Here is a 24,392-nt window from a genome sequence, read left to right as displayed (position 1 = left end):
CAAAATTGAATTGTTTAATTTAATTTAAATACACACACTCTGTGATATACCTCAAATTAAATTGTTTAGTCATCAATTTTCAGCACCGCCATGAACGCTTCCTGCGGTACCTCAACGTTACCGACCTGCTTCATCCGCTTCTTACCTTCCTTCTGCTTCTCCAGCAGTTTCCGTTTCCGCGAGATGTCACCGCCGTAACACTTGGCGAGTACGTTTTTACGCATGGCTTTTACGGTTTCACGTGCAACGACCTTTGTACCTACGGATGCCTGAATCGGCACCTCGAACATTTGCCGTGGAATCAGCTCGCGCAGCTTCTCACAGATAATGCGGCCGCGGTTGTATGCACGATCACGGTGAACGATGAAGGACAGGGCATCGACCTGTTCACCATTAAGCAGGATGTCCATCTTCACCAGATTGGACTGACGATAACCGGACAGTTCGTAATCAAAGGATGCATATCCTTTTGTACTTGATTTCAACTGATCGAAGAAATCATATACGATCTCGGACAACGGGATCTCATAGGTAATGGTAACCCGAGTTGTATCGAGATATTCCATATTCACGTATTCACCGCGTTTGTTTTGACAAAGTTCCATAATGGTACCTACATAATCGTTCGGTACGATAATGGAAGCTTTTACGTACGGTTCCTCAACATAATCAATTCTTCCCACCTCAGGATAGTTGGATGGGTTGTCGATATGCAGGACTTCACCATTAGTCAATGTGACGTGATAGATTACGCTTGGTGCCGTCGTAATCAGCGGAATGTTGAACTCGCGCTCAATCCGTTCCTGAATAACATCCATATGAAGCAATCCCAGAAATCCGCAGCGGAATCCAAATCCGAGTGCACTTGAAGTCTCCGGTTCGAAGCTGAGGGATGCATCGTTCAGCTGCAATTTCTCCAGCGCTTCACGCAGATCCACATAATCGGAAGTCTCAATTGGATAGAGACCGCAATAAACCATGGGATTGATTTTACGGTAACCCGGCAAAGGTTCTAGTGTTGGATTTTTCGCATCGGTTACGGTATCCCCGACTTGGGTGTCACCTACATGACGGATACCTGCAACGACGAAACCAACATCGCCGACGTTCAGCTCGTCCACAATGGTCATGCGTGGTTTGAACGCACCCACTTCAATAACCTCGAACGATTTTCCTGTTGCCATCATTTTGATTTTGGAACCCGACTTAATTTTGCCGTCAATGACACGGATATATACAATTACGCCTTTGTACGGGTCATAGTGCGAGTCAAAAATCAACGCTTTCAGCGGTTGGTCAGGATCACCCTGCGGTGCAGGCACGCTCTGTACCACCTGCTCCAGGATTTCTTTGATCCCGATGCCTGCTTTGGCCGAAGCTAAAACTGCGTTGCTCGTGTCCAAACCAATGACATCTTCCACTTCCTGCTTCACCCGATCCGGATCTGCACTTGGAAGGTCGATTTTGTTGATGACTGGTAAGATCTCAAGATCATTGTCCAATGCCAGATACACGTTTGCCAGCGTCTGCGCTTCAATTCCCTGAGCCGCATCCACAACGAGAAGAGCGCCTTCACATGCAGCAAGGCTGCGAGATACTTCATAAGTGAAGTCTACGTGTCCAGGCGTATCAATCAGATTGAGCAAATATTCTTCACCATCGTCGGCTTTGTAGTTCAGGGCAACAGCCTGCAGCTTGATCGTAATACCACGTTCGCGTTCAAGCTCCATTTGGTCCAGCACCTGCTCCTGCATTTCCCGAGTGGTGAGCGCACCTGTGTACTCCAAGATCCGGTCCGCAAGCGTTGATTTGCCGTGATCTATATGTGCAATAATTGAAAAGTTACGAATTTTACGTTGTCTTGCCCGAATGTCAGTCATTCCTTACCCCCAGAAACAGCCTAGTGTCAATCACTTCATTATAACAGTTGATGCAGGGTGCATCAATCCCGCGTTGTCTCAACTTTATAATAATCATCCCGTTTTGTGAATCTCCAGGGGTTTATTTTACCTATACCGAGCAGCTTTTTATTCAGCAACCCCGCTAAACAAGGAAACCACCCACTTAATACCATTATGAGACAGATTTTGGAGCAGTCCGGCGGTTTTATCTGCAAGCACATCCACGGGGGCCTTGTTCTGTTCCGCCCCAAGCACCTGACTCGGCGTTTGTACAGGAACAATCGGTGTCTCTATTTTTTCCTGTTGCACGGGAACAGCAGTTTCCGATTCGGCAGCGGGTTCTGGTTCTGTTTTGACTACGGCTGGCACCTCTGGAATGTTACCTACCTGAAAGTTACTTCCTGCCAGCTGCATCCCCAGCAGAACCCCTAATAACATGAGTACAATGACCGTTAGCATTTTTTTGCCGAATTTGGACACATGCTTCCCCTCCAATCAGGTTACATTACTGAAATAATCAACTACCTTGTGACTTGGTCCCCGTACTTGCTTTATCCACGTTCTGATCTTCCCAATATACTTCGGCAATCATGTCTGCAAGGACTTGTGAAGTTCGCTTGAGCTCAGCCCCTGTATTGTCGATCCCACCGATTTCAATCAAAATGCTGTTGGGCGAGAGGGTTTGATTGTACTCGCCATTATTGGCTCCGCCGCCATCCTTGCCCCAGACTCCTCTGGAGACACCAGGGTACTTTGCTTCAAGTTTCTTGTGTATTTTTGCAGCGAAAGCTTCATTTTGTTGCCAGTTCGGATTCTCATGCCCGATGATGAAATATACTTTGGCATATCCCTTCCCATCAATGGTTGTGGTTGTTTTGTTGTGACGCTGGGAATCCCGGTGAATATCAATGAGATAAGTCAAATCATCATTCTCGGCAAGGGCTGCCTTTACCGTCTGACGTGAATATTTATAGGAATAGTTCCAGTTATAATCCTTCACTTTGGTCGGGTAATCGTCCTTTGCATGCTCCACTCCAACACCAAGCTTTTGCAAACTGTCAGAAAGGTACGTCCCTACCTGAAAAACGTTACCTGTTGCTTTTCCGGAGGAAGGGTTATCACTCTTGGTGCCAAGCAGCGGATTGTATCCTTCACGGGGATGGGAATGATAGATCAGCACGGCTTTTTTACCCGTTGTAGCTTCACCTTCCTGCCCACCGTTCTTCGGCGGCGGATCTTCTTTTACTTCTCCGCCCTCAGGCTCGTCCGTTTCGGAATTGTTCGGGTCATCCTGACCTGGTGGAATATGCAGTTCGCCACCTGTTTTGCCTCCTCCAGCAGATGCCGTATCCGTCAGCCCTGGTCCTGGTTGATAGTCTTCAGGTGCTTCGGCCTTCTCGTTTCCTGAACCCGGCCGGAGCAAAACCGGTTGATTGCTGCCCATGCCTGGCATCTCTCTTGCAATCAAGCTTTTGGGGTCCTGTGGATTAACATTCGTAAGAAGTTGAAATACAAATGTAGTCAAGTTTTCGCCGGAGAATGCGGAAGTCTGCTCCTTCTGGGTCAGGTGGGGCATCTCCATGCCGAGCATATCCACAAAAAAGCGGCTGGATACGCTACTTGCGAAACCTTTCATGGAAGAAACCGGCGAGTTGTTCAACCTTTTCTCTGCCATGCCCCCCAGACCGAGTACAACAAAAAACAGAGCGGATATAATCATAAGCAGCAGCAACGTACGGCCCATGGCCAGCACGTGCAGACATCTTTTTCTCCACTTTCCGATATTCCAGGCCAATATTTTGTTCATTCTTCTGTCTCCTTCCCTGCTGGACAACTCTTATACTTCAACTCTATGAGCCTGCAAGAATTGATAGAACAGAAAATAGAAGAAAGACAAAAAAAAAGAAAGTCCGATAGATTCGGACTTTCTGCCTGTGATGGTTTACTGATTAATGAGTATACGCCGCAACGTTATCCGGATTCACCGCGTCATGCAGGGCAGCATTCAGGCCTGTCGCAATAACGTTGGCAATTCCCTCGATGAATTCATCGATTTCCTTTGGAGTAACAATCAAATCGTGTCCGAGTGGCTCCAACACCTCTTTCACCAAACTTAAACGATCCTGCTCACCGATATCGTCCAGCATGCCCATAATCTGCTTCGTTTGATCCGTCTCTTGACGGAAGTGTGCACTCATCATTTCAATGACATTATTTACTATAGTAGAAGCATAGCACACGGTTGGTACACCAATGGCAATACATGGAACACCCATAATCTCTTTGGTAAGTCCGCGCCGTTTGTTGCCGATACCTGAACCAGGATGAATCCCGATATCAGCCACTTGAATGGTGGTGTTGACACGTTCAAGTGAACGAGAGGCCAGTGCATCAATGGCAATAATGGCATCCGGTTTGGTCCGATCCACAATCCCCTGTACAATATCGCTCGACTCAATTCCTGTAGTACCAAGCACACCAGGGGCGATGGCACTAACTTCACGATATCCTGGAGCCACCTGATCCGGTACCAATTCAAAGTATTGACGGGTTACCATCAAGTTCTCGACCACCAGTGGACCAAGCGAATCAGGAGTTACGTGCAAATTACCGAGACCTACAATAAGCACTTTGGATGTTTTGTTAACCCCAGCCTTGGTCAGAAAATCCTCCATCTCCCGCGTGAACTCCGCTGCCACGCGTTCCTGAAGTTCAGTGTCCCCGTTACGTAGTGACGGGACTTCCAGTGTGACGTAATGACCTTTGACACGTCCGATGGTCTTTGCGGCAGCATCGTTCAGCACATCAATCCGTGTGATGGTAATGCCGTCTTTTTCTTCTACGTCTTCCCGCAGCCCGGGAATCGTTTGTTTCTTTGAACCCTGAGCCATCTCCTTTGAGTCGATTGCCAAGTCAGTGCGAACGGTATAGTTCTGTAAATCAAGCGTCATCTGTTCCTGCCTCCCTTACCGCATTTGAGCATATTGTGTGGGGAAAAGGGGTTCTTTATGCAATGCCGAGAACACTATAGGAATATTTGTTGCATTTTACATGCTAGCGTGCTAGAATATTTTAAGTTGTGAAACGTTTGTATTCATGCGAATGCCTTACAGGAGGTGAATGTAATGCCAAACATCAAATCCGCTGTTAAACGCGTAAAAACGAGCGACAAGCGCCGCGCACTCAACGCTTCCCAGAAATCCGCACTCCGTACAGCTGTTAAAGCTGCTGATGCTGCTCTGGTAAGCAACGAAGTTGATACTGCAAAAGCTGCGATTCAAGCTGCTTCCAAAAAGCTGGACAAGGCTGTAACTAAAGGTCTGGTTCATAAAAATGCTGCAGCACGCAAAAAGTCTCGCTTGGCGAAAAAACTGAACGCTCTTTCCGCACAAGCGTAAGAAGCGTTACTTATACGATCCAATGGAAAAATCCTGAACAGCACCGTGCTTTCAGGATTTTTTAGTATCTGGTCTAATAAGTATCCGAATAAAGAACCCGTATCCGGTGATCTATCTGACGATCGGATACGGGTTCTTTTATTGCGAATCAATTCTATCTTACGGTGCAGTCATTATGCCCCAAGTCTAAGCAAGAACAACTCCAAACCAAGCACCTTATCGACTGCACCTGTCTTCATCTGGTAATCCAGCTCGCTAAGATGACTCAGAATGTTTCTGAGCCGTTCCGGTTGAAACTTGCGAGCCTGCTCTCCGGCAATTTTAACGGCATATGGATGCAAACCAAGCTGGCTGGCAATTTGCTGCTGCGAATAACTTTGCTGCCCAAGCTCTTTCACTTGTATCATGATTCGGAACTGACGAGCGATCAGGGCTGCAATTTTAATGGGCTCTTCACGCTGTTTCAGCAGTTCATAGAACAGTCCCAGCGCTTTCTCCAGACGCAAATTGGCTAGTTCCTCCACCAAGGCAAATACATTCTGCTCCGTACTGCGCGCTACCAATGACTCAATGTCGGCACGGCGGATGGTTCCTCCGTTACCCGCGTACAGACACAGCTTGTCTACTTCAGCAGACAGAGTCTGCAAACCTGTCCCTGCATAACTCACAAGTGTATCGGCAGCCCCTGCTTCAAAGGAGACATCCCGCTGCTTCGCAAGCTTCACGATCCAATTCAGTAGTTCTTCTCCGCTCAGTGGAGCGAAAGCCAGAACAACTGCCTGTTTCTTAACTGCCTTCACCAACTTCTTACGCTCATCCAGTTTGTCTCCCTGTGCGAGGAAAACAATGGTACTGTAATCAGCCGGATTATCCATATAGGTAAGCAGACGATCCACCTGGTGATCAATTTTGGACTCTTTACCCGCCGTAAACAAGCTTGCATCCCTTACAATAATTAATTTCCGAGGAACCAAAAAGGGAACCGTCTCCGCTTCCTCAATAACCACCTCTACAGGTGTTTCGGACAGATCATACAGAATAATCGCAAAATCCCGATGCTCTTCCTCGATGACCTGTTCTTTTAACATATCCGTAAATTGCTGTATCTGGTATTTCTCCGTTCCGTACAGCACATATATCGGAGCCGTCTCCCCATTGCGTATCGCCTTTGTTGCACTTTTCACATCCATCACGGTGCCCCCTATCCCTACTATCCTACCAGAAAACTGGACAGACAACAAAGGGGCCTTCATCCTTAATAACGAATGAAGGCCCCCTGGTCCTACATCTATATAAACGAGGACACCAGCGATTCTAGAAATGGCTGGGCCCCGGTCATACGACGTCAGTTGTTACAACTGAGATAGGACGTTATTGATACGTTCAGTATATTCTTGCCAAGCTTGAAATGTTCTGCTGATTCGAGAGAGTAGGCTCACATTCTCCGAATTATTTGGTGGAAGTTCCAGCCGAGGCTGAAGGTACAGTAAATGAATTCTTTACCGTGGTTCCATCCTTGTCTGTCTCATAGTTAAACGAGGTACTGTCGCTGGACCAGCCGGCTGTCTTCAATGTACCTTCCAGATTGCGCTGTTCCACCAGATTCAGAACGTCTGAATCCGTAGCTGATTTGGAATACACACTTAATTGATTATCGATCAGCATGACCACATAAGATCCATCCGGTGAACTCCATTCCTTCGACGTCATGGTAGAGGTTATCCCCTGATCCGGTGCCACAAATTCTTTACTGCCATTCGGCGCCGCAGCTCCTGAATCGGTACCGGAAGATTGATTATCTTCAGTCGGTTCCTTCATTTCTACCTCAGGCGCGATTCCCTGTGTGTTGTATGATTCTGGATCTCTACCGTCACTTGTTTCTGTTGATTCTTTTTCATTCTCATCTGCAGGAGGTACCGCAGCTGTACTTGAATCCTGATTTTTGGGCTGCGTATCCTGTCCTTGATCCGGACTCTTCTGACTATTCGAAGCATCAGGAGTGGTATTTCGAGCTTCGCTACTTTTATCCGTTTCGGACGTTGTGCCTGACTGGTTTGACGTTTGGTTATCCTTCACCTCGGGCTCTGGAGACTGCTCTGATTCATTTTCATCAGGAACAATCTCTGGATCCATCTTTTCTGACATGGAAGACTTCTTCTCAGTATCATCCACGAATGGACCGTTATTGCTATCAGGCGGTAAGGATTCGTCATTCTCCAGCTCCCGACTTAGCGCATTTTGATCGATCGCCCCTGCTTCCTGAGTGCTACCCGAACTCATCATCATAGACTCGGCATTCTCCACCTTTTCAGGTTCGTAACCAAAGATCGCAACTCCCAGCACGACTGCCGCCGCAGCCGCACCCATGGACATCCGGCCTACCATGGAATTAAGCCACTTCTGCTTCGGTTTGCGCTCACTTGAACGTTGTAAATTCTCGAATGCAGCAGGGACAGGAGTCATTTCCTGTATTGTACTGCTTTGTTCCCTCCGCGCTTCGTCAATTGCATCCAATTGAGGCATAATGGCATCAACCAAACTGAATTTCGGGGTCACCTGCGGCAAATCTTCTAATTCTCTGGAAAGAGCTCTAAGCAAACTAAAATTCTCGGCGCACTCCGGGCATTGGGCCACGTGCTGTAGCATCTGCGCAGTTTCCGCGTCGCCCAGATCATGATCCAGATACCGGTGCATCCATTCCACCACCTCTTCGCATTTCATCCTGTCACACCACCTTTCTGATACTCCTGAAGTAAATTTTGCAATTGCTGTCTGGCTCTGAATAAATATGATTTGACTGTATTCAGCGGAAGATCAAGACAATCCGCAATTTCGTTATACGATAAATCCTGCAAATATCTGAGTACGATTACCGTTCGATGATGCTCTGGAAGCTTGTTGATCGCATCCTGAATATCTTTGGCAACATACGTGGACATGACTTCAAACTCCACATCCTGATTATCCTGAAATACCATCTCATGCTCGTCAATGGAGACCGAGGGCTTGGTTCTTCTGAATTTATCAATACAGATATTCGTTACGATGCGCTGCACCCATGTTTTGAATTGGGCTTTTTCTTCATAGGAATTAATTTTCGTATAGATTCGGATCAATGCTTCCTGAGCAGCGTCCAAAGCATCCTGTTCATTATTTAAGATGTAATATGCGGTTCGGTATACATGCTGTTCTATGTCCCGCAATAGGGTAATTAGAGCGTCGCGATCGCCCGATTGAGCGGCTCTGATGAGTTCCGGCTCTACCACAAAGGATCCCCCTCTCCCTGCAACCTTACAGACGTGTTCATCAATAAAATTGTTGCAAAGTTAAGTATTTTTTTAGACAGAAAAGGTAAAACAATGGAACATTCACACTTGTTATCGCTTACTAAGCTCAGCATAATTCTAGAATACGGTACTAGATGTGAATATTACCACAACAAAATAACGGCTTATGTATGAAGGGCCGCTGAAACTTATCTTAGAATAACAGAAATTGCATACTGAGTCACCACGCCGCTTCAACCAGCCATTCCATTACTTACACGACTCAATTCAATTGCAATGGCATACATTATAGATAAGCGCGTGAAAGTTTTCAAAAATAAAAAAAGTCGAAATTTGTCCAAATTTAAGCTCTTTTTAATGCAATTTTCATGAAAATAGTGTATTGTAAATTTACATTCATAATACGAGGTGATGAGCATGACAGCTCTTGCGAAAATTCAATTATTAAAGGAACAAATGCCGAAGGAATATCAAAGCATTTCTCATTTTGTGGAACATGCACTGCAATCCATTGATACTCTGGTTGAGGAACACCGGAAATACACCGCTGCACAGGCGTTATACGGCGATAAAATCGTCGGATCGGAAGAACGTCTGTACAGAGAAACTGTACTTGATGTCAGAGAGCAGCTTCTCCTCACACTGGAAAAAACAGTGGAAGACCTTTTGCACAAAGGTGACAAACATTGGCACAAACATTTTAAGGACGGCGTTGAATAATTCTTTTCATTAATAAATGGCCCGTTTCGGCTATACTCCAACTGGGAGGCTAGCCGAAACGGGCTTTTTTGCATTAATAAATACTAATCAGTTTTCCATTGATAAAGCTCAAGGCACGCAATAAATTCGGCCCAGCATAGACCCACACTTCTATTTTCCCCTTTGAACCCATTTCTTGGGTGATGCTCGTGGGATCTCCCCAAGCTAAACCTGCTTGTGTCGTCGTCATACCGAGAGCGACTTCACCCGCAATAATCTTCTTCCATGTGGACTGCGACCATTTGTATTTTTGGTAAGGGTCATAAGGGAAGAATTGATCCGCATCAGACAGCATTTCCGTGACCTGGCTGGCAGTGCCTCCGGCATAAGCAACAACCGTTTTACCTTTCGCGTTACGAAATACTACAGAGTAGCTCTTATCTCCAGAATCATACTTATCCATCTTGATATCCGTTATTGTTACTTTGCTGAAACGTTGCCCCAGCTCGGTGGTACTATTAATCCAATACGATTTTCCAATCAATCGACTAAGACTTCCAAGTTCTTTTTTCTTGATAAGAGCGGATGTATCCTTCGATTCAATAAAAATGGATGACTTACCGACCAGAATCTCTGCCTGTTTTAGCTCCCCATCCCATCGAACTTTAATCCCTGCAGTCTGGCTCAAGAGGCTTGCTGGAAATACCGTCTGTCCTCCAATGGTTTGAACTTTCCCTTTTAACTTGAGATCTTTATTGTTAAATTGTGCAGTTGCACTTCCCTTTTGCAGAGTGATCTTGTCATCTCCAAATTGAATCACAAAAGACGAGCCTTTCACATCGACTTTGGCACCTAACGTCTTAAACACTGACTGAACTGGCAAATATATGGTGCCATTTAATAGCGTAGCTCCTGTCAGCTTTTGCTGTACTCCAACATCCAACTGAATACTTGAAGTCAGGTCTTCTATTGTGACTGTTACTTTGGTCGTTCCAATCCCTGTAACCTTAAGTTTGCCGTCACTCTGAATTTTAGCAACTTGAGGATGTTCCAACGTTATTTCCGCAGGCAGCGGCTGACGTTTGGTTTTAAAACCGTTGCTATATGTCTGCTGAACCGAAAGTTGAACTTCATCTCCAATAACAGCTTCTTTTGCCGATGCTGTTAATGTTACTTTAGTTAATGAAGGGACTTGAAGTGGTACCATTTGCCCTTCATTATAGACAACCCAAGAGCCATCCTGTAATCGTGCATATAATTCATCCAGCTCATACGAATATATAAGCTGATCGACATTCATTAGCCCCGGCAATTGTTCAGACTTATATTTAGCTGTACGATCGTAGCTCCATACCGCGCCATCTTTCTTTACCGTTAGTAGTTTATGTGTATTCCCTTGCCAGATTAGGGATTGAACGTCACTCGCGACCTGTACCTGCTCCTCTTCATACATCATGTTAACAATAATTACCGATCCGTCGCTCTTCAAAACAGCAGCATATGCACTATTGGTGGCAACGGCTTTTCCATCCGCTACATTCCCTACTTTTCGAACAATGTTACGATAATCCGCATAATAAACGTCTCCCGACGAAGATAATGCCCCGTATGAATAATTACGATCCACTGGATAAGGACCGACGTCGATAATGGATTCCAAGCCTTTAATCTGCTTTCCATCGTCGTGGAGTGTTCCATCCCGTAGAAGTATCAAACCATTTCCATACACCTTTTCTACTCCATTGTATTGATTTACCTCAGGCTTCTGCGGGTTGTCCACATCCCAACGATAGACTTGCCCATCCGTAGTCCAGCCATATAGGGAATGAGAATCACCTTTGGAGATGCCAACCAGGTTTCGATTTTGCGTCCAGACTCCACTGGTCAAGCCCTTGGACCAAACTGTACCATTGTCGAGTAGATAATGGTTACGATCCAGCACGGAAATGATCGAGCTGCTTGTAGTGGATGCTGCTGCCGCAGGAGACTGACCGGGTAGCAAGTTGGAAAAGATAACTCCAATACACAACATCAATGTTATTCGGAGCCACTTGGCTCTGATATGCTGGTTTATTCCGTCGTTCTTTCGTGTTGTTTCTTTGTAGCCTATTGCTTCGTATCCCATTGCTTCTTATCCCCTTCTTATTATGTATCTCGGTATCGCTGGTGCCCAATAAAACTGGGACTAATCATTATTCGGTAAAAATAACCATTATCCTGCACTGGGCAAAAATTCATAATTCATCCATAATCAATTTTTGACGTACGTCAATCTTGCCGTCCTTTATTCTCATCTGAATTTCGCCCATCTGATCTGTTCGGTAAATCTGCGAACCCACAGCTTCCAGTCGTTCGAGCACACCCGGGTTGGGATGTCCATATGTATTGTTGGCTCCTGCGGAGATGACTGCTGATTGGGCATTCCAATACTTCAGCCATGCCTCGGTCGACGAAGTCTTGCTGCCGTGATGCGCCACCTTCAACACATCGACTGCCGCTCGAGTGGCGGAAGACAAAGAGAACGAATCCCGCTCTTGTTTGAATGAAGCTGCAAGAGATCCGTCTTGTATCATATATAATAGATTCTGTTCTGCTGCCGCATCCATATCTCCTGTGAATAACAGGGAAGCCCCCGCCATATCCAACAGAAATACAACCGAATCATGATTCTGGTGTTCAGACACAGGCAGTCTGCCTCCTTCATTCAGTGAATGATCCAGATCCGGTGATATGAAATGAAGCATGGTCTCTGCATCAGGTGCATATGACATTCCTTGTTGAATGGCATATAAAGGGATATGTCGTTCTACAGCTGTATCCAGCAGCTTTTCGAAATTGTCTTTGCCACTTGTTGTGCCGTTAAACATGAAGCGCTCAACCGGAATCTGCTCAAGCACGGCCTGCAAGCCTCCAGCGTGATCCTGATCGGCATGCGTCAGAATGACCGCATCCAGTCGGTGAATACCACGTTTTTTCAATAAAGGTACAACCACTTTAGCCCCCACTTCGTAGGGATCTCGCCGAATTTTCCAGGATTCCTGATTGCCAAAATGAACTGTACCACCGCCATCCACCAAAATATGTTTACCTCCTGGCGTAGTGATTAGTGTGCTGTCCCCCTGGCCAATATCCAGAAACTGAACGACCCCAGTACCGGGAGGCCGTGGAGTCCGGTAAGCCCAGCCCAACCCGGCAACAAGAATCAGAACTAGCAAACCACACATCCCTTTATGAAGCAAACTCATCCGTTCACTTCCATAGTAGCCTGCGCCTCGTGCCGTAAACGCACTTGTATATTCCGGCCATGCAATGCTTGCACTGAGTGTAGCCATTGATCCAGAGTTATCGCTCCGTACCTGATCACCCCTACCTTGGTTTTTCGTCGGGGTAACGATCACACCAAGCTGAACCGCTTCAACCATACGACGTTCTCGAGAAGCATGAATCAATGGTACCGTGTCTCCTTCAACGTTCAAGGTATGCTTCATCTCTCCTTTTCCCCGATGAAGAAGGTACAAAAGTACATATAAAACCGCATAATATGCCGCAATCCATAATAGAGAAGGTGTAGCCCAGATGAGTACAAAACCCGGCAGGCTGTTCATCCATTCCACGCTCACAAATGTCAGTTTGTTGAGTAAAATTGCAACCCAGGCAAGAGGTTTGGCCAGAGGCATCCATAGGAATGACAATAGAAGTGCGACCGTCCCAAGCGGCAGTACAACAGCGCTAATTAAAGATACAAGCAGAAAATTGGCTACGAAGGAAAGCAGCGAAAACTGGTTGAAATATAAAATAGTAACTGGAAAAGAAATAAGCTGTGCAGTTACCGTCACTGAAGCTGTCGCTGCAATAGCTTTGGGCCATCCGTTAAATAAACGATTTATAAGAGGCATATAGATCATCAGCCCTGCAGTCACGAGAAAAGACAGTTGAAAGCTCACGCTGAGCAAGAAATAGGGATTCCACCACATCATCATCAAGGCAGCTGCACTGATCATCTGCAGTCCATCCCTGGCCAGCCCTCGCCTGGCCATATACAAACCAATCATGGACATAATTCCTGCACGAATTACGGAAGGTGAACCTCCAGATAACAGAACATAGGCAGGGATTAACAACAAGGCGATGGTAAGTGATGTTTCGCGTGTCAACCTCAGCCACGACATCAGAAGTAATAGCGACGCCACATAGACCGCAACATGTGTACCCGAGATAGCCAGTATATGCGTAAGTCCAAGTTGTGAAAACTGACCATACGTATCGGGATCGATGTCACTTGCCATACCGATAATAAGCCCTTTCATGTACCCTGCATGTGGTTCGGGAAACAGTCTGTCTACAGCAGAACCCAATTGGTTTCTCACCAGGTCATTCCAGCGGAGTATATTGAACTGCCCAACCCCTTCAGGAGAGGTGGTTGTTACCGAACTGGCTCCCTTCACTTTGAATAACCAGTGGATGTACTGTGTCTTTAGATAATTCCGATAATCAAAACCGCCGAAATTCCTCGCTTCTCCAGGCAGCGCCAGGGAACCCGTCAACGTGATTGCATCCCCTCGTCGCCATTCTGCCGCCACCTGCTGTTCTTCCTCTGCAGCCAATCGCACCTGCACCATCAGGCGTTCTTTTTTGGCAGGCAGCTGAAGAATCTCTGAATCTGTCCCGGATTGGCCATCTCCTAGCGGTTCTATGGAAGCAAGCAGAATCTGAAAGTCTGCCCGGTCGCCGTCAATCCGAACGTCTGAATCCAATGTTGCATGAAGCGTTGCAGCGTACCCGTCCAACTCCCCAACTGCCATATGAGTAACCTCGGGCAAACTGCTAACATTCCGAGCCTCATTCCACTCCCAGTGCACAGCACCACCCATTAGCGATGCAATCAACAACAACGCGGACCACCCGCGCAACCCAATCCATCCAAGCAGAAATGGCAAACAGGCAATAGCACCTAGCATCCCCCAAAAGAGTGTCCATCCTGTCAACGCACATGCCAGCCCACTGCCGCATAACCAACAGACGGTGAACACTACCAAAGGTCTACCCTTCACTAACTTATTCCTCCCTCCGTCATAAATAAATGAACGCAAAGAACCCCCGGCAGCTGAACCAGCTAAACCGGGGGTTCTTCCCCAACAATGCACTGAGCAATATCCTTTTTTTTAAAAAGAGATCCTGCTGTGTTTTCAAACATCCAGTCGCATTAGATCATCTTCAATCACTAATCGTCATCATGGTTTCACGCGGCGGTTGATAATTCTCCAACCTGCGAAACGTTATACCCTTCTGAGCCATCATGCGTGTCACTTTGCCTGTATCCTTGGGATAAGGGCGGTGAAAAACAATCTCCGTTATGCCGCTGTTCGCCAGCATATTGGAGCACGTCCAGCAGGGTTCATCCGTCACGTACACGGAAGACCCTTCACGGTCATTTCGATCGGTGAACAGAAGCAGATTTTGCTCCGCATGTATCGTCCGTATACACCGCTGCTTTTTAATCATTTCCTCCTGACCATCCGTTACCACCAGCTCATACTCTTCAGAAATCATGCATCCGGCTTCGGAACAGTCGGGAACGCCCATGGGTGCACCGTTATACGCTGTTCCAAGCAATTTTTTACCTTGAACCAGCACGGCCCCCACATGGCGCCGCGAACAGCGGGAACGGGTTGAGACCATATAAGCGATGTCCATGAAATAAGTATCCCAATCTTTGCGTACGTCTGCTGTACTCATGTTCGTTTCCTCTCCCGTTCGTTAGTAAGTTACAAATTGTGCACTGCATATTTTGTTACTTAACATAAGAAAACTTTGGTTTACTGCTCGTAATCATTTTATTACAGCCATTATCGGATCTGAACATAGGGGGCCATTTTCTCCAACATTTTCATCCCAATTCCCTTGACCTTTGTCAGATCACTCACTTTGGTAAATGGACCATGGGCATTTCGATAGTCGATGATGGCCTGGGCTTTTTTCTCCCCTATGCCCGGAAGCTCCGTAAGTTTGGAAGCAGGTGCAGTATTAACATCAATTTTACCTTTATCGATATCCTGTACCGGCTGAGCAGTTTGGATATTTTCTTGTCCAGCTTCCGCAGCAGGTGCCGCTGCCGTTGACGAAGCAACCTCTGGTTCGTTTGACGTGCCATTCGAACCGGCATCTTCAACGACAGGTTTTGCCTGCTCAGTTTCCTTCGAATCAGCACCATCAACAGCTTTCTTCGCATTTTCATCCGCAGTAACCTTTGCTTCGCCTTGACCCAAAACAGCCGACTGCACAGCAGAAGGATCCTGCTCTTTCGTCGGCGTCTCGGTGCCGAGCTGCATGGGTTCCCAGCCAGAAGGCGGCTGTTCACTTTTGCCCGACCATAATATGAATATACTTCCTATCACCGCAGCAGCAATGGCTACTCCCTGTTTCCATTTCATGATTCCCACACCTCTCCCTGTCTTCAAAATAAATATTCTGAACACGGGCGGTGCTTCCGAACCGTTGAATGTTGCTGGTGAAATCAAAGCTTTGCTTTTTTCATGTCATGTCATACAAGTCCTGGTGCATAGACTAGAAGGAACGAACTGCGCCAGTACCGTAAAGCATGAAAGGAGGCCTGAAACAATGAAGGTTGGATTTATCGGAACCGGCAGCATGGGAAGCCTGCTGATCTATGCCTTGATTCAATCCGGAGCACTTGAGCCCCGGCAGATCGCCGCAAGCAATCGGACCCCTTCCAAAGTGCGTCAGTTATCCCTCCGTTATCCCGGTCTGCATGAATCACAGAGCAATCGGGAAACTGTCATCCGAAGCAACATCATATTTCTATGCGTGAAACCACTCGAATTCAAGCATGTTATTGACGACATTCTGCCTGTTGTAAATTCCAATCATATCATCGTCTCGATTACGAGTCCCGTGCAGCTGCGCCATCTGGAATCTTCACTTCCTTGCAAAGTCTCCAAGATCATCCCCAGCGTTACACACCAGGTCGGCAGCGGAGCATCCCTGTGCATTCATGGCGAACGCATGACCCCTGAAGACCGATCCGTTCTGGAGGGACTTCTCAGTCACTTCAGCAGACCTTACCAAGTCGATGAAGCCTGCACGCGGATCACATCCGACTTTTCCAGCTGCGGACCTGCATTCATATCCTTCTTTCTGGAACAATGGATCGAGAGTGCCGTCAAACTAACAGGGATCAAACGCGCAGACGCCTGCGCTCTTGCAGGTGAAATGCTCCTCGGAACAGGCAAGCTGCTGACGGAAGGAGGATATACACCCCAAGAGCTCCAGGCTCGCGTTGCCGTTCCCGGTGGCATTACCGCCCAGGCACTTGCTTTAATGAAAAACAGTCTGGACGGTGTTTTTGACAGCCTTATCCATACAACCCACGACAAGTATGAAGAAGACTTGTTAAAGCTGGATGAAGTATTTAGAGCCGGTGAAATTAACCGGCAACAATATTAACAAGTTTGCCTGGAACGGCAATGACCTTGCGAATGGTCTTGCCTTCCAGAGCCTGTTTGACAGGCGCCAGTTCCATTGTAAAGTCTTGCATGCCCTGTGCATCGAGATCTTTGGCAATCGTTGCACGGGTTACGATTTTGCCGTTGACCTGTACAACAATCTCCACTTCAGCATCTACTGTCATGGATTCATCATACTCCGGCCAAGCTACGTAGGAGATGCCTCCTTCGTGTCCAAGACGGCTCCACAATTCTTCCGCCATGTGCGGTGCCAGTGGGGACAAGAGCTGTACGAAGTTTTCCATCGCTTCACGTGGCAATGTATCAGCTTTGTAAGCATCGTTGATGAAGATCATCAACTGGCTGATCGCTGTGTTGAAACGCAGATGTTCCAGATCATCCGTAACTTTTTTGATCGTTTTGTGAGCTGTGCGTTTGAATTCTTCCGTTCCGCCATCCACAGTGATCTTGTCATTGATTGCTCCAGTATCCTCGTTGATGAAGAGACGCCATACGCGTGACAGGAAGCGGTACATGCCCTCTACCCCGTTAGCATTCCACGGTTTGGTAGCTTCCAGTGGTCCCATAAACATCTCATAGAGACGCAATGTATCGGCTCCGAATTCATTCACAATTTCATCCGGATTAATGACATTACCACGGGATTTACTCATTTTCTCGTTATTGGTTCCCAGAATCATACCCTGGTTCACCAGTTTGTGGAATGGCTCCTTGGTATTCACCACGCCCAGATCATACAACACTTTGTGCCAGAAACGAGCATACAGCAGGTGAAGCACGGCATGCTCGGCTCCCCCGATATACAGGTCAACCGGCAACCACTGCTGCTGTTTCTCCTGGGAGATCAGCTCTTTGTCGTTGTGTGGATCGATAAAGCGCAGATAGTACCAGCAGCTTCCCGCCCATTGTGGCATCGTATTGGTCTCGCGGCGGGCTTTCATTCCCGTTTCTGGGTCCACCGTATTTACCCAATCCGTTACGTTCGCCAGTGGAGATTCCCCAGTACCTGAAGGTTTGATCTGGTCGATATCCGGCAGCAGCAAAGGAAGTTGATCTTCCGGTACCGTCTTCATCGTTCCATCTTCCAGGTGCAGAATTGGAATCGGCTCACCCCAGTAACGCTGACGACTGAACAACCAATCGCGCAGGCGATAAGTTGTTTTCCCTTGCCCCTTACCATTTTCTTCCAACCATGCGATCATTTTCGCAATCGCTTCTTCGTTATTCAGCCCGTTCAGGAAGTCGGAGTTCACATGCGGTCCGTCGCCGGCATACGCCTCTTGTGTTACGTCCCCACCCTGGATAACTTCAATGATGTCCAGACCGAACTGCTTCGCAAATTCCCAGTCCCGACCATCATGACCTGGAACTGCCATAACCGCTCCTGTACCGTATCCTGCAAGCACATAATCCGCAATCCAGATAGGCAGTTTTGCACCATTAACCGGATTGATCGCGTAGGCACCAGTGAATACGCCTGTTTTTTCTTTGGCCAAATCCGTACGTTCCAGATCACTCTTGCGAGCGGCCTGCTCCTGGTAAGCCTTAATGGCTTCACGCTGTTCCGCTGTCGTAATTGCATCGACCAATTCATGCTCAGGTGCAAGAACGGCGAAGCTTGCACCGAACAGGGTATCCGCACGTGTTGTAAACACTTTAATAACTTCTTCACTGCCCTCAATGGCAAATACAACTTCTGCACCTGTGGATTTGCCAATCCAGTTGCGCTGCATATCCTTGATGCTCTCAGACCAATCCAGCTCTTCCAGATCTTCCAGCAAGCGCTCAGCATATTCCGTAATTTTCAGTACCCATTGGCGCATCGGTTTGCGCACAACCGGATGACCACCGCGCTCACTTTTGCCATCGATAACCTCTTCGTTAGCCAGTACCGTACCCAGCGCTTCACACCAGTTAACCGGCACTTCATCTACATATGCCAGGCCTTTTTTATACAGCTGGATGAAGATCCATTGTGTCCATTTATAGTATTCAGGGTCTGTTGTGCTGATCTCACGATCCCAGTCGTACGAGAAACCAAGGGACTTGATTTGACGACGGAAATTGTCGATGTTACGGAATGTAATTTCCCGCGGGTGCTCGCCCGTGTCCAGAGCGTGCTGCTCAGCAGGCAAGCCGAAAGCATCCCAGCCCATCGGATGCAGCACATTATAACCACGCATACGTTTGAAACGGGAAACAATGTCTGTTGCCGTATACCCTTCCGGGTGACCTACGTGCAGACCTGAACCGGATGGATAGGGGAACATATCGAGTGCATAAAACTTCGGTTTACCCGGGTCTTCACCTGTTTTAAACGTTTTGTTCTCATCCCAATACTGCTGCCAACTTTTCTCCATAACCTGCGGCTGATAGCCGTGCTTCGGCTGGTGATTTTCACTCATCTATTGTTCCTCCTCTTGGTTATTCACTTTTATTGCAACAAAAAAACCTCAGCATCCATAGCGTTTGCAGCGCTAGGGACGAGAGGTTGAATTCCCGTGGTACCACCCTAGTTAGCGGACGAACGTGCTTCGTCATCCACTCCCTTTGGACCTGTAACGGCGGTTAACCGATGCGGATTTCCATTCCTGAACGAAATGCCAAACATTCAAGCACAGGATGGTGTAATCACCGCATTTCTCCAAGGCGAGTTCGTGAAATACTGTCAATCGGCTTGCACCAACCGCCGACTCTCTGTCATGTACAGGACCCACTACTGTTCCTTATCATCGAAATATGTATACAATATCGGGACCATTATATAAAAAAGCAAGACTAAAGTCAATATTGCTTGGTTTTTTGACTATAGATATTGCTGCTCTTCCCCATTCGGCCTAGGACAAACGAAATCGCTCGATTCCTTCTTCCAAGTTATTAATTGCCCACTGAATGTGTTCCTTGTTATCATATTGTCGATATTCGCATTCAATCCACAGGATCAGATCAAAATACAGATCGTACAAGCTTCTCCGTTTTCGTTCACTCTCCGTTGTGATGACCCTACCATAACCCTTTACAAACCCTGGTGTATAATTAAAATGACTGAAGTAGTGCTCCATCAGGGGATCCGCCCAAAGGCAACGCTCAAAATCAATAATGGCTGTAATCTGCCCCTGTTCCACAAACACATTGCCATCCCACAGATCCCAGTGAATGAGTACCGGCTCGTTGACATCACTCAGCACATCCGATTTTTCTCTTATCAATTGGGCAAGCTCATCATAATCCATAGGAAGTTTTACACCAGCCTCTCTTCCGTCGGTGAGCAGATCATCCATCAGACTCAAAAATGCTTCCTTCCAGGTGCTATACTTTGGTTTCTTTTCTGAAAAATAGCCAAACTTTTCACCTTTGATCTCGTTGATCCGGCGATTGAATGCACCAAGCTGCTCTTCGATCTCTGCCTGCTCTGCTGCACTATACTGATCCTTGACCTTGTTATAAGGCGTGCCAGGCATAAATTCCATCATAAAGTACTCCGCCGGAGCAAGACTGCATGTTGTATCACACGCCAATACACGGGGGACCGGTACATCTCGAAGCTCTCCCACGAGACGCAGTGCCTGAACTTCTGCCATCAGGAGATCCTGCTCACAACGCAATGGTTTACCAACCTTTGAAGGAGCGATTTTGAGCACCACCTCTTGCCCGTTGCCGAGCGAGATATAATAAGCATGGTTGGCCCATCCGTCAATCATTTCCCTGTATTCCTGGATGCCTGTATTAAAATATTGCTTGGCAATTGCATTCAGCTGTTCTGAAGTCAGCCTGGTTTTGTATGTACTTTCCATTCTGCACCACCTTTTTATCAATACGAATTCTAATCATTAAGATCTTGTAATCGTTTTCCATTCTTGTCCATTATGGCTCTCTTCACCCTTGCTGACAATGCATTTCATCATAAAAACAGAAAAAAACCGCCCTCACTGTTGCAAGGACGGTCCCTATCTGCAATCTACTTCACCGCGACGTAAAATAGCCGCTGCGCGCCTTCTCCAGCTTCTTTCCATGTGAAATCAGCATATACACGGACATTCCTGAATCCAGCTTTGGTCAGTTCCAGCTTCATCCAGTCCGGATCGTATGCACGCTGAATGTGAACCTCTTCGAACCGCTGGTACATGTCCTTGCCGCCGTCATCCACCCGGGAGAAAATGCTGAGATGATGCTCAATCTCACAACGTTCACGATCCATGTCGCAGGTCCAGATATAGGATACGGAGCGTTCATCCAGGACAAAAGGCTGCTCTTCTTCATAGCGGATCAAGGTGTCTGGATGGTGTACATCAAACAAGAATGTCCCTTCCGGCTTCAGCATCTCGTAGGTACGCTGGAACGTACGAATGACATCTTCCTTTTCCAGCAAATAATTAATGCAGTCACAGAAGGAGATTACTGAATCTACCGGTTCGGGTACTCTCCAATCCCGCATATCCTGCTGAACCCAGCGGACACTACCTTCACGATACAATCGATGACCTTGAGGGGTTCCCTCCATTTTGCTTCGCGCCACGGATAACATATCCGCAGACAGATCAATGCCGGTCACTTCAAACCCCGAGTTGACTAGTGGGATCGTAATGGACCCTGTTCCACATCCAAGCTCGGCTACGCTCTTGGGCATGCCGTGCTGCTCCCAAGCTGTTCTTGCAAACCTTATCCAGTCCGGATAAGGCATATCTTCCATTAATTCATCGTACACATAAGCAAATTTACGGTAAGACATGTCAGGCACCGCACTTTCAATTTCATTTTCCGATTCCAAAAGAAAAAGCAGGGGCGTCCGGAGTTCACCCAGCCTTGCCCTGCCTTCCTTCGTTCCAATATGTCGTTAACGATTACTTGTTTTCACTTGAATCTTTGGGAGCTGACTCCGTCAAGTACGTCCAGTTTTCCTTCTGCGTCACCAGTCCGTCTTTCATCAGCTTGCCCAAGGCACGCTTAAAAGCAGACTTGCTGATTCCAAAGCGCTGCTTGATGATATCCGGTGGAGTGGCATCCGAATAAGGCATACCGCCCATAGGGCGCTCTTTCATAAACGCCAGAAGTTTGTCCGCATCTTCGTTACGGCCTACCTCTTTGCGAGGGGACATGGCCAGGTTAACACGACCGTCTTCACGAACCAGCGTTACCCGACACTTCACCTTTTCACCCAGCCGCAGCATTCTGTTGCGCTCAGATGAATGGATCATGCCGATAGCGCCGAAGCCAAGTACTCCGCCTTCTACAAGCACAAAAGTACCCATCTGTAAGGGCTTGTACACCGTAGCTTCCACCCATTCGTTCAACCATGATGTTGGGGCGTGGAACGACAGGGGAGCAAGCTCACGTTCCCCGGCCAATTTGGCACGAAGACGTCCCTGCTTGTCATGTTCCATTATAACAAAAACTTCATCGCCCACGTGTGGACGTAGCTCTTCCAATTCGGGCAATTCACGGATGGGGAGCAGCAGCTGCCGTCCAAGTCCCATCTCAAGGAAACAGCCAAGGCGTGGGTGTATATCTGCCACAACCAGTCGGGCCATTTCGCCGAGAGTGAGATATGGTTTTTTCATGGTTGCTGCCAAACGGTCCTCTGTATCAAAGAACAAAAAGACTTCGAGCGTCTCCCCGATTTTGACATCCCGTGTGAGTTCCGTATAGTGAAGCAGTACATCTTCCGATCCTGTCGTCAAAAAGTAGCCAAAAGGCGATACTTCCCGATCAACGGGCAGGGAGACGACCGTGCCTGCGATCAAACTCATACCGTTTCCACCACTTTGGCATCAGACCATAGCCGTTCAATGTTGTAATATTCGCGCTCATCACGATGGAAAATATGCACAACCACGTCGCCCATATCCATCAGCACCCAACGTGCGGAATCCATGCCCTCGATTCCTTTAATGTTAACGCCAGCTGCATGTGCCTGTTTGCGAATTTCTGTTGCAATGGACTGTACCTGTGTATCGGAATTACCGTGACAGATTACGAAATAGTCTGCAACCAGAGAGATGCCTTTCAGGTCCAGTGCTACAATGTTCGATGCCTTTTTATCGTCAGCGGCGGTTACCGCCATATTCATAAGTTCTTTCGATGATACTGTCATGAACCAACCTCCATATTTTATAAGTGTGCAATCAGATCATTCCGCGACAACATCGTCAGCGGATAAATGACGCGGCGCTGCGAGATCAGCAAGCTGATCGTGGAATCAAAACCGGCAATCAGTCCCTCTTCCAAGCTGCGCTCTGCCTGCTCACGAATGTGATCTACGCCTGGGAAATCTCTTCCCGGTTCAATATAGTCAGCAAGACATACGACCTTATCGAGCAGACTCATACCTACACGCCCGGAAGTATGCCAGCGGATTGCGTTAATGATTTCCGGATCATCAACACCATAATCGCGCTGTGCCACAAAAGCACCTACTTCAGAGTGCCAGAGCTGCTTGTCATGCTGTAAAAGTTCTTCGTTCAATCCGTTTTCACGGATGACCGCTTCCATCTCGGATACAGGCCAGTACTTGGCTACGTCATGCAGTATGGCTGCGAGGTCTGCTTTGACAGGATCCGCCCCATACTTCTCTGCCAACTGGACGGCCTTTTCCATTACGCCAAGCGTATGCTTCCAGCGCTTCTCCGGCATCTGACCGGAAACGGCCTTAATTAATTCTTCACGGCTTAGCCCCATATAAACCGCTCCTTACAATATATTGATGAACTGCATCAGGGATCATAAACCGTACCGAATGCCCCTCAGCAAGTCTCCTGCGAACAGCCGTGGATGAAATGTCCACCAGGGGCATCTCGGCCAGCAGCACGCTGTCCTGCAGTTCCTCCGGCAGGTCATCCAGATGCAGCTGAAATCCTGGCCGCCCCACACCAATAAAGGTTAATTTGGCAGCCAGTTCTTCAATCTGTTCCCACTTCGGAAGATAGTTCACCATGTCCGCTCCGATAATGAAATAAAATTCATGCTCCGGATAACGGCGCCACAGTTCCTTCATCGTATCGATCGTATAGGACACCCCGCCGAGTTCCATTTCGATGCCCAGCACTTCATACTGCTCTACACCTTGTACCGCAGCCTCAGTCATATCCAGGCGCTGCTGTCCCGAAGCTCCAGCTCCGCGTTTATGGGGCGGAACATGGGAAGGCATAAACCAGATCTCATCCAGGGCATAAGAATCTCTTGCAGCTTCGGCAGCGAGCAGATGTCCCATGTGGATCGGATCAAACGTCCCGCCCATGATGCCAATCTTCACCCGTGTCACCGTCCTAAGGAAGTTCGATTTGTTTGTTGTCGCGTGATTCCTTGTACAGGATGATGGTGCTTCCGATAATCTGCACCAGTTCGCTGCCGGTTTCCCGAGCCACTTCTTCAGCGATTTCGTTTTTGTCATCCAGACAGTTGTTCAACACTTGCACTTTCATCAGTTCACGTTTCTCGATTGCCTCTTCGATGTGACGGAACAGATGATCATTGGTGCCCCCTTTGCCGATCTGAAATACAGGGGTCAGATGATGTGCTTGTGAGCGCAAAAAGCGCTTTTGTTTACCGTTTAACATAATTACTCCATAACTCCTTATGCCCGGCAGGCACTGTAACAGCGTTTTTCGTCTGTCTGTTGCCTGACCG

At 47.5% G+C, this 24,392-nt stretch carries 22 protein-coding genes and 1 other annotated feature; of the genes, 3 read left to right on the top strand and 19 right to left on the bottom strand.

The genetic code is table 11. The features are described from left to right. Nucleotides 1-65: 65 nt before the first annotated feature. The 4 genes from lepA to gpr form a co-directional block, all read right to left on the bottom strand. Complete coding sequence (gene lepA, locus ABIC22_RS17730; protein ID WP_354482771.1) at nucleotides 66-1,880, bottom strand: translation elongation factor 4; 1,815 nt, start codon at nucleotides 1,878-1,880, stop codon at nucleotides 66-68. Nucleotides 1,881-2,027: 147 nt separating this feature from the next. Further along, nucleotides 2,028-2,381 (bottom strand): DUF3679 domain-containing protein, encoded by a 354-nt coding sequence (locus ABIC22_RS17725; RefSeq protein WP_154895100.1) that lies wholly within the window; start codon nucleotides 2,379-2,381, stop codon nucleotides 2,028-2,030. 37 nt (nucleotides 2,382-2,418) lie between these two features. After that, nucleotides 2,419-3,708, bottom strand: coding sequence for a stage II sporulation protein P (locus ABIC22_RS17720; protein ID WP_154895099.1), 1,290 nt, complete (start codon nucleotides 3,706-3,708; stop codon nucleotides 2,419-2,421). A 142-nt stretch (nucleotides 3,709-3,850) separates the two neighbouring features. Beyond that, nucleotides 3,851-4,852 carry a GPR endopeptidase gene (gene gpr, locus ABIC22_RS17715; protein WP_095289832.1) on the bottom strand — a complete coding sequence of 334 codons (1,002 nt, stop codon included), beginning with the start codon at nucleotides 4,850-4,852 and terminating at the stop codon, nucleotides 3,851-3,853. A gap of 174 nt (nucleotides 4,853-5,026) precedes the next feature. On the opposite strand from gpr, the gene rpsT reads away from it, so the two are divergent. Then, the gene (gene rpsT, locus ABIC22_RS17710; protein WP_024628504.1) at nucleotides 5,027-5,299 is read left to right on the top strand and encodes a 30S ribosomal protein S20; all 273 of its coding nucleotides are present in this window, start codon (nucleotides 5,027-5,029) and stop codon (nucleotides 5,297-5,299) included. Nucleotides 5,300-5,472: 173 nt separating this feature from the next. Here the strand turns inward: rpsT and holA are convergent, their stop codons facing one another. The 3 genes from holA to ABIC22_RS17695 all read right to left on the bottom strand — a co-directional run bounded on the left by holA (nucleotide 5,473) and on the right by ABIC22_RS17695 (nucleotide 8,565). Further along, nucleotides 5,473-6,489, bottom strand: a complete 1,017-nt coding sequence (gene holA, locus ABIC22_RS17705) for a DNA polymerase III subunit delta (RefSeq protein ID WP_354482766.1) — start codon at nucleotides 6,487-6,489, stop codon at nucleotides 5,473-5,475. A 259-nt stretch (nucleotides 6,490-6,748) separates the two neighbouring features. Further along, complete coding sequence (locus tag ABIC22_RS17700) at nucleotides 6,749-8,020, bottom strand: zf-HC2 domain-containing protein (RefSeq protein WP_354482763.1); 1,272 nt, start codon at nucleotides 8,018-8,020, stop codon at nucleotides 6,749-6,751. Next, a complete protein-coding gene (locus tag ABIC22_RS17695; RefSeq protein ID WP_095289827.1) occupies nucleotides 8,017-8,565 on the bottom strand; it encodes an RNA polymerase sigma factor in 549 nt (182 codons plus the stop codon). The genes ABIC22_RS17700 and ABIC22_RS17695 overlap by 4 nt, the downstream gene beginning before the upstream one ends. Before the next feature lie 438 nt (nucleotides 8,566-9,003). On the opposite strand from ABIC22_RS17695, the gene ABIC22_RS17690 reads away from it, so the two are divergent. Continuing rightward, the gene (locus tag ABIC22_RS17690) at nucleotides 9,004-9,306 is read left to right on the top strand and encodes a hypothetical protein (RefSeq protein ID WP_127537731.1); all 303 of its coding nucleotides are present in this window, start codon (nucleotides 9,004-9,006) and stop codon (nucleotides 9,304-9,306) included. 73 nt (nucleotides 9,307-9,379) lie between these two features. Here ABIC22_RS17690 and ABIC22_RS17685 read toward each other — a convergent pair whose 3' ends face one another. From ABIC22_RS17685 to ABIC22_RS17670, 4 genes are all read right to left on the bottom strand, one after another. Then, the gene (locus ABIC22_RS17685) at nucleotides 9,380-11,410 is read right to left on the bottom strand and encodes a copper amine oxidase N-terminal domain-containing protein (protein ID WP_354482759.1); all 2,031 of its coding nucleotides are present in this window, start codon (nucleotides 11,408-11,410) and stop codon (nucleotides 9,380-9,382) included. A 109-nt stretch (nucleotides 11,411-11,519) separates the two neighbouring features. Further along, nucleotides 11,520-14,336, bottom strand: a complete 2,817-nt coding sequence (locus ABIC22_RS17680; protein WP_354482756.1) for a ComEC/Rec2 family competence protein — start codon at nucleotides 14,334-14,336, stop codon at nucleotides 11,520-11,522. Between the two features lie 163 nt (nucleotides 14,337-14,499). Continuing rightward, nucleotides 14,500-15,021 (bottom strand): deoxycytidylate deaminase, encoded by a 522-nt coding sequence (locus ABIC22_RS17675; RefSeq protein ID WP_095289821.1) that lies wholly within the window; start codon nucleotides 15,019-15,021, stop codon nucleotides 14,500-14,502. A gap of 110 nt (nucleotides 15,022-15,131) precedes the next feature. Then, entirely contained in the window at nucleotides 15,132-15,716 is a 585-nt protein-coding gene (locus ABIC22_RS17670; protein ID WP_354482753.1) for a ComEA family DNA-binding protein, read from the bottom strand. A gap of 187 nt (nucleotides 15,717-15,903) precedes the next feature. Between ABIC22_RS17670 and comER the strand changes: the two genes are divergently transcribed. Next, nucleotides 15,904-16,749, top strand: coding sequence for a late competence protein ComER (gene comER, locus ABIC22_RS17665; protein ID WP_095359528.1), 846 nt, complete (start codon nucleotides 15,904-15,906; stop codon nucleotides 16,747-16,749). Here the strand turns inward: comER and leuS are convergent. The 8 genes from leuS to yhbY form a co-directional block, all read right to left on the bottom strand. Beyond that, nucleotides 16,730-19,174 (bottom strand): leucine--tRNA ligase, encoded by a 2,445-nt coding sequence (leuS, locus tag ABIC22_RS17660; RefSeq protein ID WP_127537727.1) that lies wholly within the window; start codon nucleotides 19,172-19,174, stop codon nucleotides 16,730-16,732. The genes comER and leuS overlap by 20 nt on opposite strands. 71 nt (nucleotides 19,175-19,245) lie before the next feature. After that, nucleotides 19,246-19,511, bottom strand: a binding site (T-box leader). A 95-nt stretch (nucleotides 19,512-19,606) separates the two neighbouring features. Next, complete coding sequence (locus tag ABIC22_RS17655; RefSeq protein ID WP_354482748.1) at nucleotides 19,607-20,563, bottom strand: phosphotransferase family protein; 957 nt, start codon at nucleotides 20,561-20,563, stop codon at nucleotides 19,607-19,609. 164 nt (nucleotides 20,564-20,727) lie between these two features. Beyond that, the gene (locus ABIC22_RS17650) at nucleotides 20,728-21,498 is read right to left on the bottom strand and encodes a class I SAM-dependent DNA methyltransferase (protein WP_336780524.1); all 771 of its coding nucleotides are present in this window, start codon (nucleotides 21,496-21,498) and stop codon (nucleotides 20,728-20,730) included. A gap of 112 nt (nucleotides 21,499-21,610) precedes the next feature. Then, nucleotides 21,611-22,516: a CvfB family protein gene (locus ABIC22_RS17645; RefSeq protein WP_336780523.1), complete on the bottom strand. Its 906-nt coding sequence runs from the start codon at nucleotides 22,514-22,516 to the stop codon at nucleotides 21,611-21,613. Continuing rightward, the gene (rsfS, locus tag ABIC22_RS17640; RefSeq protein WP_095289811.1) at nucleotides 22,513-22,860 is read right to left on the bottom strand and encodes a ribosome silencing factor; all 348 of its coding nucleotides are present in this window, start codon (nucleotides 22,858-22,860) and stop codon (nucleotides 22,513-22,515) included. Before rsfS ends, ABIC22_RS17645 begins: the two co-directional genes overlap by 4 nt. A 17-nt stretch (nucleotides 22,861-22,877) precedes the next feature. After that, nucleotides 22,878-23,444: a bis(5'-nucleosyl)-tetraphosphatase (symmetrical) YqeK gene (gene yqeK / locus ABIC22_RS17635; RefSeq protein WP_127537722.1), complete on the bottom strand. Its 567-nt coding sequence runs from the start codon at nucleotides 23,442-23,444 to the stop codon at nucleotides 22,878-22,880. Further along, nucleotides 23,428-24,018: a nicotinate-nucleotide adenylyltransferase gene (locus ABIC22_RS17630; protein WP_354482742.1), complete on the bottom strand. Its 591-nt coding sequence runs from the start codon at nucleotides 24,016-24,018 to the stop codon at nucleotides 23,428-23,430. Before ABIC22_RS17630 ends, yqeK begins: the two co-directional genes overlap by 17 nt. A gap of 13 nt (nucleotides 24,019-24,031) precedes the next feature. Beyond that, nucleotides 24,032-24,322 carry a ribosome assembly RNA-binding protein YhbY gene (yhbY, locus tag ABIC22_RS17625; protein WP_095289806.1) on the bottom strand — a complete coding sequence of 97 codons (291 nt, stop codon included), beginning with the start codon at nucleotides 24,320-24,322 and terminating at the stop codon, nucleotides 24,032-24,034. Between the last annotated feature and the right edge of the window lie 70 nt (nucleotides 24,323-24,392).

Origin of the sequence: Paenibacillus sp. PvP094 (assembly GCF_040546835.1) — a bacterium.
In the GTDB taxonomy this organism is placed as follows: domain Bacteria; phylum Bacillota; class Bacilli; order Paenibacillales; family Paenibacillaceae; genus Paenibacillus; species Paenibacillus illinoisensis.
This window is presented reverse-complemented; position numbering and strand designations above follow the sequence as displayed.